The organism is Rhodosalinus sp., assembly GCF_046542825.1.
Classification (GTDB): domain Bacteria; phylum Pseudomonadota; class Alphaproteobacteria; order Rhodobacterales; family Rhodobacteraceae; genus Rhodosalinus.
Window position 1 is genome coordinate 1 of record NZ_JBKHAQ010000078.1, and the last position, 13,824, is coordinate 13,824.

15 protein-coding genes are annotated in these 13,824 nt (G+C 68.2%); 4 read left to right on the forward strand and 11 right to left on the reverse strand.

All coding sequences use genetic code 11. The features are described from left to right. From ACLFOB_RS10675 to ACLFOB_RS10695, 5 genes are all read right to left on the reverse strand, one after another. Nucleotides 1-1,293, reverse strand: a 1,293-nt coding sequence (locus ACLFOB_RS10675) for an arginine--tRNA ligase (RefSeq protein ID WP_410926059.1), incomplete at its 3' end; no start/stop codon positions are given. A 134-nt stretch (nucleotides 1,294-1,427) separates the two neighbouring features. Beyond that, nucleotides 1,428-2,132 carry an acyl-homoserine-lactone synthase gene (locus ACLFOB_RS10680; RefSeq protein ID WP_410926060.1) on the reverse strand — a complete coding sequence of 235 codons (705 nt, stop codon included), beginning with the start codon at nucleotides 2,130-2,132 and terminating at the stop codon, nucleotides 1,428-1,430. Between the two features lie 81 nt (nucleotides 2,133-2,213). Continuing rightward, nucleotides 2,214-2,936, reverse strand: a complete 723-nt coding sequence (locus tag ACLFOB_RS10685) for a helix-turn-helix transcriptional regulator (protein WP_410926061.1) — start codon at nucleotides 2,934-2,936, stop codon at nucleotides 2,214-2,216. A 334-nt stretch (nucleotides 2,937-3,270) separates the two neighbouring features. Continuing rightward, entirely contained in the window at nucleotides 3,271-4,557 is a 1,287-nt protein-coding gene (ccrA, locus tag ACLFOB_RS10690; RefSeq protein WP_410926062.1) for a crotonyl-CoA carboxylase/reductase, read from the reverse strand. Between the two features lie 129 nt (nucleotides 4,558-4,686). After that, a complete protein-coding gene (locus ACLFOB_RS10695; protein WP_410918383.1) occupies nucleotides 4,687-6,033 on the reverse strand; it encodes a 1-acyl-sn-glycerol-3-phosphate acyltransferase in 1,347 nt (448 codons plus the stop codon). Between the two features lie 70 nt (nucleotides 6,034-6,103). Here ACLFOB_RS10695 and ACLFOB_RS10700 point away from each other — a divergent pair, with 70 nt between their 5' ends. From ACLFOB_RS10700 to deoD, 4 genes are all read left to right on the forward strand, one after another. After that, nucleotides 6,104-8,164, forward strand: coding sequence for a methylmalonyl-CoA mutase family protein (locus tag ACLFOB_RS10700; protein WP_410926063.1), 2,061 nt, complete (start codon nucleotides 6,104-6,106; stop codon nucleotides 8,162-8,164). Between the two features lie 180 nt (nucleotides 8,165-8,344). Next, the gene (locus ACLFOB_RS10705) at nucleotides 8,345-8,653 is read left to right on the forward strand and encodes an H-NS family nucleoid-associated regulatory protein (protein WP_410917905.1); all 309 of its coding nucleotides are present in this window, start codon (nucleotides 8,345-8,347) and stop codon (nucleotides 8,651-8,653) included. Between the two features lie 3 nt (nucleotides 8,654-8,656). Then, nucleotides 8,657-8,935 (forward strand): acylphosphatase, encoded by a 279-nt coding sequence (locus tag ACLFOB_RS10710; protein WP_410917904.1) that lies wholly within the window; start codon nucleotides 8,657-8,659, stop codon nucleotides 8,933-8,935. 16 nt (nucleotides 8,936-8,951) lie between these two features. Continuing rightward, nucleotides 8,952-9,656 carry a purine-nucleoside phosphorylase gene (deoD, locus tag ACLFOB_RS10715; protein WP_410917902.1) on the forward strand — a complete coding sequence of 235 codons (705 nt, stop codon included), beginning with the start codon at nucleotides 8,952-8,954 and terminating at the stop codon, nucleotides 9,654-9,656. 3 nt (nucleotides 9,657-9,659) lie between these two features. Here the strand turns inward: deoD and ACLFOB_RS10720 are convergent, their stop codons facing one another. From ACLFOB_RS10720 to ACLFOB_RS10745, 6 genes are all read right to left on the reverse strand, one after another. Continuing rightward, entirely contained in the window at nucleotides 9,660-10,511 is an 852-nt protein-coding gene (locus ACLFOB_RS10720; protein ID WP_410926064.1) for an urea carboxylase-associated family protein, read from the reverse strand. A gap of 65 nt (nucleotides 10,512-10,576) precedes the next feature. Beyond that, a complete protein-coding gene (locus tag ACLFOB_RS10725) occupies nucleotides 10,577-10,720 on the reverse strand; it encodes a hypothetical protein (RefSeq protein WP_410917900.1) in 144 nt (47 codons plus the stop codon). 133 nt (nucleotides 10,721-10,853) lie between these two features. Further along, a complete protein-coding gene (locus ACLFOB_RS10730) occupies nucleotides 10,854-11,576 on the reverse strand; it encodes a ZIP family metal transporter (RefSeq protein WP_410917898.1) in 723 nt (240 codons plus the stop codon). Nucleotide 11,577: 1 nt separating this feature from the next. Then, on the reverse strand, nucleotides 11,578-12,357 hold the full coding sequence (locus tag ACLFOB_RS10735; protein ID WP_410917897.1) for a succinate dehydrogenase iron-sulfur subunit: 780 nt from the start codon (nucleotides 12,355-12,357) through the stop codon (nucleotides 11,578-11,580). Between the two features lie 44 nt (nucleotides 12,358-12,401). Beyond that, on the reverse strand, nucleotides 12,402-12,740 hold the full coding sequence (locus tag ACLFOB_RS10740) for a hypothetical protein (protein ID WP_410917896.1): 339 nt from the start codon (nucleotides 12,738-12,740) through the stop codon (nucleotides 12,402-12,404). A 61-nt stretch (nucleotides 12,741-12,801) separates the two neighbouring features. Next, the coding region (locus ACLFOB_RS10745) for an FAD-binding protein (RefSeq protein WP_410926065.1) at nucleotides 12,802-13,824 on the reverse strand (1,023 nt) is incomplete at its 5' end.

Here is a 13,824-nt window from a genome sequence, read left to right on the forward strand (position 1 = left end):
CGGCGCGTCGTTCTTGCGCGTGAGCATGACGAAGCGGGTCACGTCGGGGCCCACCTCGTCCACCACGTCGCGCAGGGTGACGAAGGTGCCCGCGCGCTTCGACATCTTGAATGGCTCGCCCCCCTTGTAGAGCCTGACCAGCTGCATCAGCCTGATGTCGAGCGGCACGCGGTTGCCCGACAGCGCGGCCACCGCCGCCTTCATCCGCTTGACGTAGCCGCCGTGGTCGGCGCCGAAGACGTCGATCAGCCAGTCGAAGCCACGCTCGACCTTGTCGAAATGATAGGCGATGTCAGGCGCGAAATAGGTCCAGCTGCCGTCCGACTTCATCACCGGGCGGTCCACGTCGTCGCCGTAGTCGGTGGAGCGGAAGAGCGTCTGCTCGCGCGGCTCCCAGTCCTCGGGCGTCTTGCCCTTGGGCGGCTCCAGCACGCCCTCGTAGAGCAGGCCCTTCTCGCGCAGGCTGTCGAGCGCGGCCTCGATCCGGCCGGTGCCGTAGAGCGACTTCTCGGAGAAGAAGACGTCCATCGCCACGCCGAGCGCCTTCAGATCCTCGCGGATCAGGTCCATCATCGCCTCTGTGGCGAAATCGCGCACCGGCGCGAGCCACTCGGCCTCCGGCTTGCCGAGGTAGGCATCGCCCACCTTGTCCTTGAGCGCCGCGCCCACCGGGATGAGGTAGTCGCCCGGATAGGTTCCCTCCTCGAAGGCGACCTCCTGCCCGTGTGCCTCGAGATAGCGCAGGTAGACGGAGCGGGCGAGCACCTCGACCTGCGCGCCGCCGTCGTTGATGTAGTATTCGCGGGTCACGACGTAGCCGGCGAAATCCAGCAGGCTGGCCAGCGCATCGCCGAAGACCGCGCCGCGCGTGTGGCCCACATGCAGCGGCCCCGTCGGGTTGGCCGAGACGTATTCGACGTTGACCGACTGCCCCTGCCCCAGCGCCGAACGCCCGAAATCGCGCCCCTCGCCCAGCGCGGCGGCAAGCAGGCCGTGCCACACGGCGGGCGCGAGGCGCAGGTTGAGAAAGCCGGGCCCGGCCACCTCGGCGCGGGCCACGCGCGGGTCGGCGGCGAGACGGTCGGCCAGTGCCTGAGCGATGTCGCGCGGCTTCATCCCTGCGGGCTTGGCCAGGACCATCGCGGCATTGGTCGCCATGTCGCCATGCGCGGGATCGCGCGGCGGTTCGACCGTGACGTTCGACAGGTCCAGCCCCTGCGGCAGCGTGCCCTCCGCCTCCAGCGCCCGAAGTGCGGCGATGACGCCGCCATGGATCTCGGAAAACAGGTTCATGGCACTCCCCGATCAAGGCTGCGCCGGGGTGTATCATGCGCGCGGCGGGCGTCAACGCCGCGCGCATGGCCGCTCGGTGGCCCTTGCGGGCCGTCTCGCTCGTGCTGGCGCCAAGACGTTCCGAAGGCGCGCGGTCACGGCCATGACGCCTCCGCCCGGCCGGCAGGGACCCGGGGCCGCGCCGCGAGAGGGGCCATCCCGCAGGCTCGGGCGCTGCGGACCGGCACGGGTGCCGGCGCGGCGTCGAAGTCCCGCGCGATCCAGCGCGCCACCAGGTCGGACGACAGCCCGGCGCGGGCGGCGACGCGCGTCTCGGCCTGGGGCGTCAGGCGCCACAGGCCCACGCCGATGCGGTCGCGTCCCGTGCCGTGGCGGCCGAGCACCTCCGGCGCGGCGCCGATGCGGGTATAGATCCGCTCCATCCGCGCGTCGAAGACGCCCAGCAGATGGTCGAGCCCGGCGGCCCGCATCACCGCGCCGCCGCCCAGCATCAGCGCGGCGGCGACCCGCCCCTCGGCCCCAGGCGCGAGGCAGAAGCGCGTCACCTCCCAGATGAAGGGGCTGGCGATGCGGCCTGCCAGGTCGGCGAAATGCTCGTTGAGCATGCAGCGTCCGACCGTTGGCATCAGCCGGAAGGAGCCGCCGTGCCCGCCATCCGCGCGCTGCCAGATCAGGTAGAGCGGATCGAGGTCGTCGTAGGCGTCGCGCTCGCGGCCCGTCGCGTCAACGCGCACGTCCCAGCCCAGGCGGTCGCGGAATTGCGCGGCGCGGTGGCGGAACATCTCCTCGGCCAGTCGCGGGTGGTCGCCGAGCCGGTCGGCGGAAAGCAGTCTGAGCATCCGGGCCCCCCTGTTGCCTGTCGATGCGGCATCCTTGGGGAGCGGAGGGTTTACGCAGCCCTGCAGCGGCGCGCGTTGCGCTCAGGGTCCGATAACGATCAGCCCGCGGCTCATCGCGCGGGCCACGGCGTGAGTGGTGTTGAGGGCGCCCAGCTTGAAGCGCGCGCTTTCGATGTAGGCCCGCAGCGTGTGTTCCGAGATCGACAGCGTCTGTGCCACCTGCGCGCGGGAATAGCCGATGGCGAGCAGCGTCATCGCGTCCACCTCGCGCGGGGAAAGCTGCGCCTGATGCGCCGGCAGGCGGTCGGCCTCAAACTCCAGCGCCTGCTGGTTGAAGGCGTGGGCCACAAGGATCAGCTCGCGCCTGTGCGCCTCGGTAAAGGCGGCCCAGGTCGCGTCGTCGCAGTCGTGGTTGACGGTGAACAGTGCGAACTGTCCCGACGGCCCCCGGATGGGAACGGAAAAGCCCTGCCGGCCCAGCCCGTGGGCGCGCGCGTCGCGCAGGAAGGCCCGGGCCGGGCGCGCGGACCAGTCCAGCCGCTTCCAGTCCACGGGGTGGAAGCGGCGGTAGCAGCCCTGGATCACGGGGTCGACGCGCAGGTAGCCTTGCTCGAGGTAGCGTTCCACCCATTCGGGTGGATAGGTGCCGCACCCGAACTGCGAGCCGGTCGAACTGACCCAGTGATAGACGAGGTGATCGACGCCGTAATGCGGGCGCAGCGCCTCGATCGCGGTCTGCAGGTCCTCAGGTGCAGTGGCGGCCTCCAGCCGCTCCAGAATCCATTCCAGCCGCGATCCGCTCACCGGCCGACTTCCCCTTCGCCGCCGACGCGATCTCGGACATGGCGGTCAGGCGCACCTCGCCCAGCTCCCCGGCGAGACGCGGCAGACCGTTTGCGAGGGCGAAGGTCCCAAGGTCCTCGAGAACGTCGAGTATCCAGTCGTGCTGCATGAGAACTCTCGCTGCGGAAGTGTTAATACATGGTTAATGCAACCATAGCACGTCAGAGCGCCACACAGTATTCGCCACTCGGACCCCCCCTGAAATGGCGGGGCGGCACGCGCCAGGTGCCTGTCACGCCTCGCGCAATGCGGAATGGGTCGCCGCGGCCCTCCTCCTCCGGCCGCGGCGATTCGCTCAGCCGCGGGCGGCGAGCGCGTCCTCGAAAGTCCTCAGCCCGGTGCGCGGCGCCTGCACCAGCACGGCCATGTTGCCCGGCTTGTGCGCGTTGCGCAGCATCTTCATGTGCGCGGCCGGCAGGTCGTCCCAAGGGAAAACCTCGGACATGCAGGGATCCAGCCGGCGCTCGAGCATCAGCTTGTTGGCGGCGCTGGCCTGTTTCAGGTGCGCGAAGTGCGACCCCTGCAGGCGCTTCTGGTGGCTCCACATGTGGCGCACGTCGAAGGTACAGTTGTAGCCGGTGGTGCCGGCGCAGATCACCACCATGCCGCCGCGCTTGACCACGAAGGTCGAGACCGGAAAGGTCGCCTCGCCCGGGTGCTCGAAGACCATGTCCACGTTGACGCCCTTGCCGGTGATCTCCCAGATCGCCTTGCCGAACTTGCGGACCTCGGCGAACCATTCCTTGTAGTCGTCGGTGCCCACCTCGGGCAGCCGGCCCCAGCAGTCGAAGTCCTTGCGGTTGATGACGCCCTTGGCGCCCAGCCCCATGACGAACTCGCGCTTGTCCTCGTCCGAGATCACGCCGATCGCGTTCGCCCCCGCGGTGTTGATCAGCTGGATCGCGAAGGAGCCAAGCCCGCCCGAGGCGCCCCAGACCAGCACGTTCTGCCCCGGCTTCAGGTCATGGGGTTCATGGCCGAAAAGCATCCGGTAGGCGGTGGCCAGCGTCAGCGTGTAACAGCCAGACTCTTCCCAGGTCAGGTGCTTCGGGCGCGGCATGAGCTGCTGCGCCTGCACGCGGGTGAACTGGGCAAAGGAGCCGTCGGGGCTTTCGTAGCCCCAGATGCGCTGGCTGGGCGAGAGCATCGGGTCTCCGCCGTTGCACTCCTCGTCGTCGCCGTCGTCCTGGTTGCAGTGGACCACGACCTCGTCGCCGACCTTCCAGCGCTTCACCTTGTCGCCCACCGCCCAGACGATGCCGGTGGCGTCCGACCCGATCACGGCATAGGGCGCCTTGTGGCCGAGGAACACGCTGACCGGCTGGCCGAGGCAGGCCCAGACGCCGTTGTAGTTGACGCCCGCCGCCATCACCAGGACCAGAACCTCCTGGCTGTCGATCTCGGGGACATCCACGACCTCTTTCTGCAGCGCCTTGTCGGGCTCTCCGTGGCGTTCCTGCCGCAGGACCCAGGCGTGCATCTTCCTGGGCACATAGCCGAGCGGCGGCATCTCGCCCATCTCGTAGAGGTCCTTCTCCGGCGCCTCGTAGGGGGCGATGCCGGTGTCGGAATCAAGAGCCATTCAGGCCTCCCTCGCGAATCCTCGCGCAACCGGTATCGGTCGCGCCGCCCGGGGATACTTTCGCCCGCGCAACATTGCAACACCCTACACGGGGCGATTGAAACTTTATGACCGAGCATCTGCAGAATTCTATTCTGCGACCGCAGCATCGGGGGGAAGCAGATGCGCAATGGACCGCGCGTAGAAGTCCAGCAAAGGGGTCTCCGCCGCTGCGGGAACGAGGGTGTCGCCCTTTTCGGAAACGATCTTGCGGGCCGCAAGCTGCGCCACGGCCTGGTCAAGCACGCGCGGGGCAAAGGCTTCCTCGCCCAGTGCATCGGCCAGCGCCGCGGCGCGGGCATGCAGCGTCTCGCGCGGCATCGCACCTTCGTGACGCAACAGATGCGCCACCAGCGGCACCGGCACCACCGGCACCGCGGCGCCGATGCGCCGCATCAGCGCCAGGGCCAGGGCCTGCGGCTCCGCCTCGCCCGCACCCCGGAAGGCCGAAAGCGACAGCGGCCGCCCGAACCGCACGGCGGCCTGACCGAAGCGCCGGTGCCGGCCCGTGACCTTCAGCCAGAACTGACCCAGAACGAAACGCGCGATCGCCAGCGGGCGCGCGCGGAAACGGCGCTCGCCCGTGCCGCCGGCCCGTGTGAGCAGCCGGTCCTCCAGCACCCGGTCGTAATTGAGCCCCACCGGCACGAAGATCACGTCGCGCCCGTCGTGCTCGGCCTCGGCGATGTATTTCATCAGGCCCAGCTTCGGCGCCCCGAGCCCGCCCGTCAGGCTGAGCCCGCCCTCGGGATAGATGGCCTGTGTCACGCCGCCCTTGGTGGCGAGCTGCACGTAGCGCGCCAGCACCCGGCGATAGAGCATGTTGCCCTCGCGCCTGCGGATGAAGTAGCCGCCCAGCGCCCGGATCAGCCGCGACACCGGCCAGACCCGCGCCCATTCGCCCACCGCGTAGGCCAGCGGCGAGGTCTCGGCGACCAGGTGGGTCAGCAGGACATAATCCATGTTGCTGCGATGGTTCATCACGAAGACCACCGTCGCCTCGCGGTCGATCGCGGCAACCACCTCGGCCCGCTCCAGCCGCACCGCATAAAGCGTGCCCGACAGCCAGCGCGCGAGACGGATGGCAAGGCCGAAATAGAGCGAGGTGGAAAAGGCCGGCACGATCTCGCGCGCGTAGCGGCGGGCGCGCTGGAAGGCGACGTTTTCGGGGATCCCCTCGGCCTTGGCGGTGGCGACGACGGCGCGGCTTACCTCGGGATCGTAGATCAGGCGCTGGATCGTGTCGTGCCGCTCGGCCAGCTTGAAGGGCTGGATCGGACGCTGCAGGCGTTCGTTCAGCCGGGCGACACCGCGCTCCAGCCGGCGGCGAAAGAACCAGCGCACGGAGGGAAACAGGAAATGCGAGGCAAAGGTCACGCCCGCGAAGGCGAGGATCAGCAGGAAGAGCCAGAGCGGCAGGGTCACGGGCGCGGTCATCCGGGGGATATTGAAGCCTGTCGGGGCCGTCGTAAATCCTGCAGCGACACCGCGGCAGTCGTTCCCTGCCATGCCGCGGCGCGGCGAATTGACCGGGCAGATCGTTTCAAGTAGATCGCGCCATGCGCAACATTCTTGCCCACCCAAAGAGCGAGGCCCCGAGATGACCGAGACCACGAAGGACCGCCCCTGGCTGATGCGGACATATGCCGGTCATTCGACCGCCAGGGCCTCGAACGAGCTTTATCGCCGCAACCTCGCCAAGGGGCAGACGGGACTTTCGGTGGCCTTCGACCTGCCCACCCAGACGGGCTACGACAGCGACCATGTGCTCGCGCGGGGAGAGGTGGGCAAGGTCGGCGTGCCGGTCGCGCATCTGGGCGACATGCGCACGCTTTTCGACCAGATCCCGCTGGACCGGATGAACACCTCGATGACGATCAACGCGACAGCGCCCTGGCTGCTCGCGCTCTATGTCGCGGTGGCCGAGGAACAGGGCGCCGACGTGTCGAAACTGCAGGGCACCGTCCAGAACGACATCATCAAGGAATACCTCAGCCGCGGGACTTACATCTGCCCGCCGAAACCCTCCCTGCGATTGATTACTGACGTTGCGGCATATTGCTACCGGGAGATTCCGAAATGGAACCCGATGAACGTCTGCTCCTACCATCTGCAGGAGGCGGGCGCGACCCCGGAACAGGAGCTGGCTTTCGCGCTGGCCACAGCCACCGCCGTTCTCGACGACCTGAAAGGCAAGGTGCCGGAAGAGGATTTCCCGATCCTTGTCGGGCGCATATCGTTCTTCGTGAACGCCGGCATCCGCTTCGTCACCGAGATGTGCAAGATGCGCGCCTTCACGGAACTCTGGGACGAGATCTGCCGCGAGCGCTATGGCGTCGAGGATCCGAAACTGCGCCGCTTCCGTTACGGCGTGCAGGTCAATTCGCTGGGGCTGACGGAACAGCAGCCCGAGAACAACGTCTATCGCATCCTGCTGGAGATGCTGGCGGTCACGCTGTCGAAAAACGCCCGCGCGCGCGCCGTTCAGCTTCCGGCCTGGAACGAGGCCCTGGGCCTGCCGCGGCCCTGGGATCAGCAATGGTCGCTGAGGATGCAGCAGATCCTTGCCTATGAGACCGACCTGCTGGAATACGACGACCTCTTCGAGGGCAATCCCGTGGTCGGGGCGAAGGTCGCGGCGCTGAAAGAGGGCGCGCGCCACGAACTCGCCAATCTCGACGCGATGGGCGGCGCGGTCTCTGCCATCGAATACATGAAGGCGCGCCTGGTCGACAGCAACGCCGAGCGCGTCAACCGCATCGAGCGGGCCGAGACGGTCGTCGTGGGCGTCAACAAGTGGACCGAGGCCGAGCCCTCGCCGCTGATGGGCGAGGACGGCGGCATCATGGTCGTGGACGCGGCGGTGGAACAGGACCAGATCGACCGCCTGAACGCATGGCGCGCAGAACGCGACGAGACGGCCGTGAAAGCCGCGCTGGCAGATCTGCGCGCGGCGGCTGCGGAGGGACGCAACATCATGCCCCCCTCCATCGCCGCGGCGAAGGCCGGCGTCACCACGGGCGAATGGGCCGAACAGATGCGCGCCGTCTTCGGCGAATACCGCGCGCCCACGGGCGTTTCGAAGAGCCCCTCGAACAAGACCGAAGGGCTGGACGAGATCCGCGCCGCGGTGGACGCGGTCAGCGACCGGCTGGGCCGGCGCCTGCGCTTCCTGATCGGCAAGCCGGGGCTCGACGGCCATTCCAACGGCGCCGAACAGATCGCCTTTCGCGCGCGCGACTGCGGAATGGAAATCGACTACGAAGGCATTCGCCTGACGCCGGAGGAAATCGTGCGCGCGGCGCGGGAAAACGATGTCCATGTCATCGGACTTTCGATCCTGTCCGGCAGTCATATTCCATTGGTCGAAGATGTCCTGCGCCGGATGTCGGCCGAGGGCATGGATGACATTCCCCTGATCGTGGGCGGGATCATCCCGGAAGAGGATGCGCGCCGCCTCACCTCGATGGGAGTCGCACGCGTCTATACGCCGAAGGACTTCGAGTTGAACGCGATCATGATGGACGTCGTCCGATTGGCCGAACCCCGGCCGGTGGCCGCGCAATAACGGGCCTTGCCCCGACGGAAATTGCGCGACTATCGCGCAAGCAAGCCGACCGCGCGGCCAAACGCCGCGCAATTGCCAATGGGCCGGTCAACGGGACTTGCATGTCTGGAATTATCGTCGCAAACCGCAATCGATCGACGATCATCCGATTGTCGTCTGGTTGCGGAATGGGAGATAAGAATGAAGCCCGACCTCGAAAAAATGTCGCGTGAGGAATTGCTCGATCTGCGTACGCAGATCGACCGAGCCCTGGAAAGCTGGGAGGCGCGCCGCAAGGCGGAGGCGCTGAAAGCTGCAGAGGATGCCGCGCGCCAGTACGGATACTCGCTGACCCAACTCAAGGAAGTTGGCGGCAAGCGCACGAAAGGCGCGCCGCGGTATCGCAATCCGAACGATCCGTCGCAGACCTGGACCGGCAAGGGCCGCAAGCCGAAGTGGATCATCGAGGCGCTCGATGCCGGCATTCCGCTGGAGAAGCTGGAGATCTGAGGCGTGATACCCGGCGCCGTTTCCGTGCGCGTGACCGGGCGCGTTCAGGGCGTGTCGTTCCGCGCCTGGACAGAGGCGGAGGCGCGACGCCTCGGCCTTGCCGGCTGGGTGCGCAACGCCCCTGACGGCAGCGTCGAGGCCCGGCTGCAGGGCGACCCCGAAGCTGTCCGGCAGATGCTGCGGCGGCTGTGGGATGGCCCCTCCGCCGCGCATGTGACCGGGGTGGACTCCAGCCCGACTGCGACCGAACCCGGGCTTTCGGGCTTCGAGATCCGGCGCTGAACCTGAGGCACGTCGCATGACCATCCATATCGGCGCCCGTCCGGGCGAGATTGCCGAAACCGTTCTGATGCCCGGCGACCCCCATCGCGCCCGCTGGGCTGCCGAGCGGTTCCTCGACACGCCGCGCCTCGTCAACGAGGTGCGGGGCATGCTGGGCTACACCGGCCGCTGGCGGGGCCATCCGGTCACATTTCACGGCTCTGGCATGGGGATGCCTTCGCTGTCGATCTACGCCAACGAGCTGATCCGGGACTACGGCGCGCGCACGCTGATCCGCATCGGCTCCTGCGGGGCGATGCAGGAGGCGGTGAAGCTGCGCGATCTGATCCTCGCCATGACGGCGTCCACGCTTTCCACCCCGTCGCGGGGGATCTTCCGCGAAGTGCACTACGCCCCCTGCGCCGACTGGGGCCTGCTGCGCGCCGCCGCCGCGGCCGCCGAGGCGCGGGGCGCACCCTGTCACGCCGGCGGCATCTATTCCTCCGACGTGTTCTACGACGAGCGTCCGGACCTGAACGAGGTGATGACCCGCCACGGCGTGCTCGCCGTCGAGATGGAGGCGGCCGAACTCTACACCGTCGCCGCCCGCCACGGCGCCCGCGCGCTCGCTGTGCTTACCGTTTCGGACCACCTGCTGACGGGCGAGGCACTGACCGGCGAAGAGCGCGAGACCGGCTTCGAGACGATGGTCGAGGTCGCGCTGGAGGCGGCCTTCGCCTGATCCTCAGGTGCCGTGGCTGCGGTCGTAAAGGTTTGGCGCGGGCGGCGTCCAGCCGTCAAGCGCGCCCGTCTGCGGCGCGAAGACCTCCACCAGCAGCGGGAAACAGGCAGCCATGTCGCTGGAATGCTCCGCCGAGCAGTCGCCGCCCGGACAGGCGCTGAGCGCGCCCAGCAGGTCGATCTCGGCGAAGAACTCCAGGTAATCGCCAGGCCGCACCGGGCTGGCCTTCATGAAGTACTGCCCCGTGTCGCGCGTGAAGCCCGTGCACATGAAGACGTTGAGCACGTCATGGACGTGGCGCTCCGCCTCTGCCGGCGGCATCCCCGTTTCTTCCGCCAGCGCCCGCGTCAGGTTGGAATGGCAGCAGTGATGGTAGGCATCGCCCCCCGACAGCAGCGCGTGCGTGTAGGGATCGCAGCGGGTGCCGATCACGTCGTGCACCCGGCCGCCGAAGTCGTCCGTGCCATACCAGTCGAGCGTGTCCTCGACGATCGTCGCCATCGGGCGGAGATGGGGGAAGGCCGACCACATCCGGTCGCCTGTGCTCAGATGCGTGCCGTGCAGCGCGCGCGTCTTGCCGGAATAGAACCGCTCGGAAAGGTCGGTGGCGTTCCAGAGGTTCAGATCGCCCACCTGCGGCCCCTCGACGCTGGAGATGCGGAAGACCTGGCCGGCGGCCACGCGGAAGCACCTTGCCTCGCGCGGCGGCACCAGCACCTCGTCCATCTTCCGCGCCCCTGCCCGCGCGGCGCGATAGAGCGAAAGGGCGGGCGCAGGCAGGCTGTCACCGGGATAGGCGATCACCGGGCGGACGGCGCGGCGCGCCCGGGCATCAGCAGGGTCCGGTCGGGGCATGGGCGCACTCCTCTTTCGGATGCGCACACCGTGCCCCGGCAGAACATAGGGGAAAAGCCCCCGGCTCAGGCCGCGTCGGGCAGGTCGTAGCCGTTTGGCACGGCAGGCGCGACGGGGCGCGGCGTCATGTCGAAATAGGCCCAGGACTCTTCGAGAAGCTGAAGCGCGCGGGCGGCGGCGTCGTGGTTGATCTTGCGTGGCTCGGTCATGCTACTGGTCTTTCGGTTTGCGGGAGGTCTTCCCTTTGACGAAAGATAGGCCCTCACCGCCGGCATGGCATCGCATACAATTGCAGTTTCGGATTGCGCTGCGTGCAAGTTCCGTAGCGGCAGAAGCCGCGGGTCACGCGATGACCAGATGCCCGCCGAGGCCCAGGGCGAAGCCCGCCACAGCGCCGAGCGGCGGCAACCAGTGACCGGGCGTGCGTGCCTGCGGCGCGATGTCCTGAAAGACGAGGTAGAGGATGCCGCCCGCCGCCGTCAGCATGATCGCGCCCAGCACGCCGGGCAGATCGGCGAGCACGAAGAGCCCGAGCGCCGCAGCCCCCGGCCCGACCGCGGCGAGCGCGGCAAAGAGCGCGACCACCCGGCGCGACGGCTGCTGCCGCGCTTCCTCGATCTCGTTGAAGGCGGCGTAGCCCTCGGGCAGGTTCTGAAGAAAGATCAGGCCCGCAAGCAGCATCGCGGTCCCGAAATCGACGGCGAAGAGCGCGCCCAGGGCGGCTGCCTCGGGCAGGTAATCGAGCAGCATCGCCATCAGCTGCGCGCCGGCGCCACCATTCGCCTCCACCCAGCGATCAACCGCGAAGCAGATCAGACCGCCGAAGAGGAGAAACAAAACGGCCAGCGCCGCCGGCAGCGCCTCCGAGCCATCCGGCACAAGCACCAGCGCCACGGCCGACAGCAGCGCACCGCCCCCGAAGGCCACGACCCCGTGGCGCCACTGCAGCGCGATCAGCGGATCGTCGATCCGCTCGACCAGCGCCACCAGCGCGCCAAGCGGCATGGCAAGACCGGCACCGCCGGCGAAAAGCAGCGCGAGCCAGAGCGGCGCTGCGCCGTCCATCTCAGACGGCGCGCTCGACCATCATCTTCTTGATGTTGGCGATGGCCTTCGACGGGTTCAGCCCCTTCGGGCAGGTCTTGGCGCAGTTCATGATGGTGTGGCAGCGGTAGAGCTTGAAGGGGTCCTCGAGATCGTCCAGCCGCTCTCCGGTCGCCTCGTCGCGGCTGTCGATGATCCAGCGATAGGCATGCAGAAGGGCGGCGGGACCAAGGAAGCGATCGCCGTTCCACCAGTAGGAGGGGCAGGCCGTCGAGCAGCAGGCGCACATCACGCATTCGTAAAGCCCGTCCAGTTTCTCGCGGTCCTCGATCGACTGGCGCCATTCCTTGGCCGGGGCATTCGACTTCGTCTCGAGCCAGGGCATCACCGCCTCGTGCTGCGCGTAGAAATGCGTGAGGTCCGGGATCAGGTCCTTGACCACCGGCATGTGCGGCAGCGGATAGATCTTCACGTCGCCCTTGATCTCGTCCATGCCGTAGATGCAGGCCAGCGTGTTGATCCCGTCGATGTTCATCGCGCAGGATCCGCATATCCCCTCGCGGCAAGACCGGCGGAAGGTCAGCGTGGGGTCGATCTCGTTCTTGATCTTGATCAGCGCGTCGAGGACCATGGGCCCGCAGCTGTCCATGTCCACCCAATAGGTGTCGACGCGCGGGTTCTCGCCGTCGTCCGGGTTCCAGCGATATATCTGGAGCTTGCGCAGGTTGGTCGCGCCCTCGGGCTTCGGCCATGTCTTGCCGGTGCGGATCTTCGAGTTCTTGGGAAGCGTGAACTGAACCATTGGGGTCCGTCTCCTTCGGGTCTCGGGGGGCGGCTGCTGCGCGGTCAGCCGCCGAACGGTCTTGCGGCGCTTCCGCCGAAGTCGCCGTCGATGGTGATCGACAAGCCCCGCGGCGGCGGGGCCGGCCGGCCCGCGAGCCGGCGGTCAATACAGGCGTTCAGGGCATCCTGCTCCCGCACGGGCGACAGAACCGCCGAGGTCACGGTCAGCCGCCCGCCGCCCACCGGACCCTCGCTGCTCATGCCGGCGCGGATGTTGCCGGTCACGCCGTCAGCCGCGCGCGCCTCTTCGGCGCAGAGTTTGGCCGCGCGCGCGGGCGTCATCGGCTGCGGCGCGCAGGCGGCGGCGAGCGCCGCGGCAAAAAGCGGCGGCGCCTTCCTCATGCGCGGCTCCGGGGGTGCGCCGCCCCTCGGCGCGGGTGCGGGCGCTCGGCCGCTCCGGTCATCAGTAGACCCGCGCCTTGGGCTTGATGCGCTCGAGGTCGATGCCGCCCTCGTTGTGCCCGATCAGCGGGTTGAGGTGCACCGGCCGGTAGCCAAGCCGCACCCTGTTGCCGTCAACCCAAGACAGCGTGTGCTTGCGCCATTCCTCGTCGTCGCGGTCGGGGAAATCCTCATGCGCATGTGCGCCACGGCTTTCCTTGCGCGCCTCGGCGCCCGCGATGGTTGCCAGCGCGTTGGGCATCAGGTTGGTGAGCTCCAGCGTCTCCATCAGGTCCGAGTTCCAGATCAGCGAGCGGTCGGTGACCGACAGATCGTCGATCTTGCCGGCGATCGCGGTCATCTTGTCGAGACCCTGTTTCAGCGTCTCTTCCGTGCGGAAGACGGCCGCGTCCTCCTGCATGGTCTTCTGCATCTCGAGGCGCAGGTCCGCAGTGGGTGTTTCGCCCTTCGCATGGCGCAGCCCGTCGAAACGGTCCAGCGCCTTCTCGACGGCAGAGGCGTTCGGCACCGGCACCGGCGTGCCGCGCTCAACCACCTCGCCCGCGCGGATCGCGGCCGCCCGGCCGAACACCACGAGGTCGATCAGCGAGTTCGAGCCAAGGCGGTTCGCGCCGTGCACGCTGGCGCAGCCCGCCTCGCCCACGGCCATGAGGCCCGGCGCGATGCGGTCGGGGTCGTCCGCGGTGGGGTTCAGCACCTCGCCCCAGTAGTTCGTCGGGATGCCGCCCATGTTGTAGTGCACCGTGGGCAGGACCGGGATCGGTTCCTTGGTCACGTCCACGCCGGCAAAGATGCGCGCGGATTCGGAGATGCCGGGCAGACGTTCGGCCAGCGTCTCGGGCGGCAGGTGGTTGAGATGCAGGTGGATGTGGTCCTTGTTAGGCCCCACGCCGCGCCCCTCGCGGATCTCGATGGTCATGCAGCGGCTGACCACATCGCGCGAGGCCAGATCCTTGTAGGTGGGCGCGTAGCGCTCCATGAAGCGCTCGCCCTCGGAGTTCGTCAGATACCCGCCCTCGCCGCG

What these genes read in the sequence shown, in the direction of transcription:
- ACLFOB_RS10735 (WP_410917897.1), bottom strand. Translation starts at nt 12,357, where the DNA reads ATGGTTCAGTTCACGCTTCCCAAGAACTCGAAGATCCGCACCGGCAAG.
- ACLFOB_RS10720 (WP_410926064.1), bottom strand. Translation starts at nt 10,511, where the DNA reads ATGCCCCGACCGGACCCTGCTGATGCCCGGGCGCGCCGCGCCGTCCGC.
- ACLFOB_RS10740 (WP_410917896.1), bottom strand. Translation starts at nt 12,740, where the DNA reads ATGAGGAAGGCGCCGCCGCTTTTTGCCGCGGCGCTCGCCGCCGCCTGC.
- ACLFOB_RS10725 (WP_410917900.1), bottom strand. Translation starts at nt 10,720, where the DNA reads ATGACCGAGCCACGCAAGATCAACCACGACGCCGCCGCCCGCGCGCTT.
- ACLFOB_RS10695 (WP_410918383.1), bottom strand. Translation starts at nt 6,033, where the DNA reads ATGACCGCGCCCGTGACCCTGCCGCTCTGGCTCTTCCTGCTGATCCTC.
- ACLFOB_RS10700 (WP_410926063.1), top strand. Translation starts at nt 6,104, where the DNA reads ATGCCGCGGCGCGGCGAATTGACCGGGCAGATCGTTTCAAGTAGATCG.
- ccrA (WP_410926062.1), bottom strand. Translation starts at nt 4,557, where the DNA reads ATGGCTCTTGATTCCGACACCGGCATCGCCCCCTACGAGGCGCCGGAG.
- deoD (WP_410917902.1), top strand. Translation starts at nt 8,952, where the DNA reads ATGACCATCCATATCGGCGCCCGTCCGGGCGAGATTGCCGAAACCGTT.
- ACLFOB_RS10730 (WP_410917898.1), bottom strand. Translation starts at nt 11,576, where the DNA reads ATGGACGGCGCAGCGCCGCTCTGGCTCGCGCTGCTTTTCGCCGGCGGT.
- ACLFOB_RS10680 (WP_410926060.1), bottom strand. Translation starts at nt 2,132, where the DNA reads ATGCTCAGACTGCTTTCCGCCGACCGGCTCGGCGACCACCCGCGACTG.
- ACLFOB_RS10705 (WP_410917905.1), top strand. Translation starts at nt 8,345, where the DNA reads ATGAAGCCCGACCTCGAAAAAATGTCGCGTGAGGAATTGCTCGATCTG.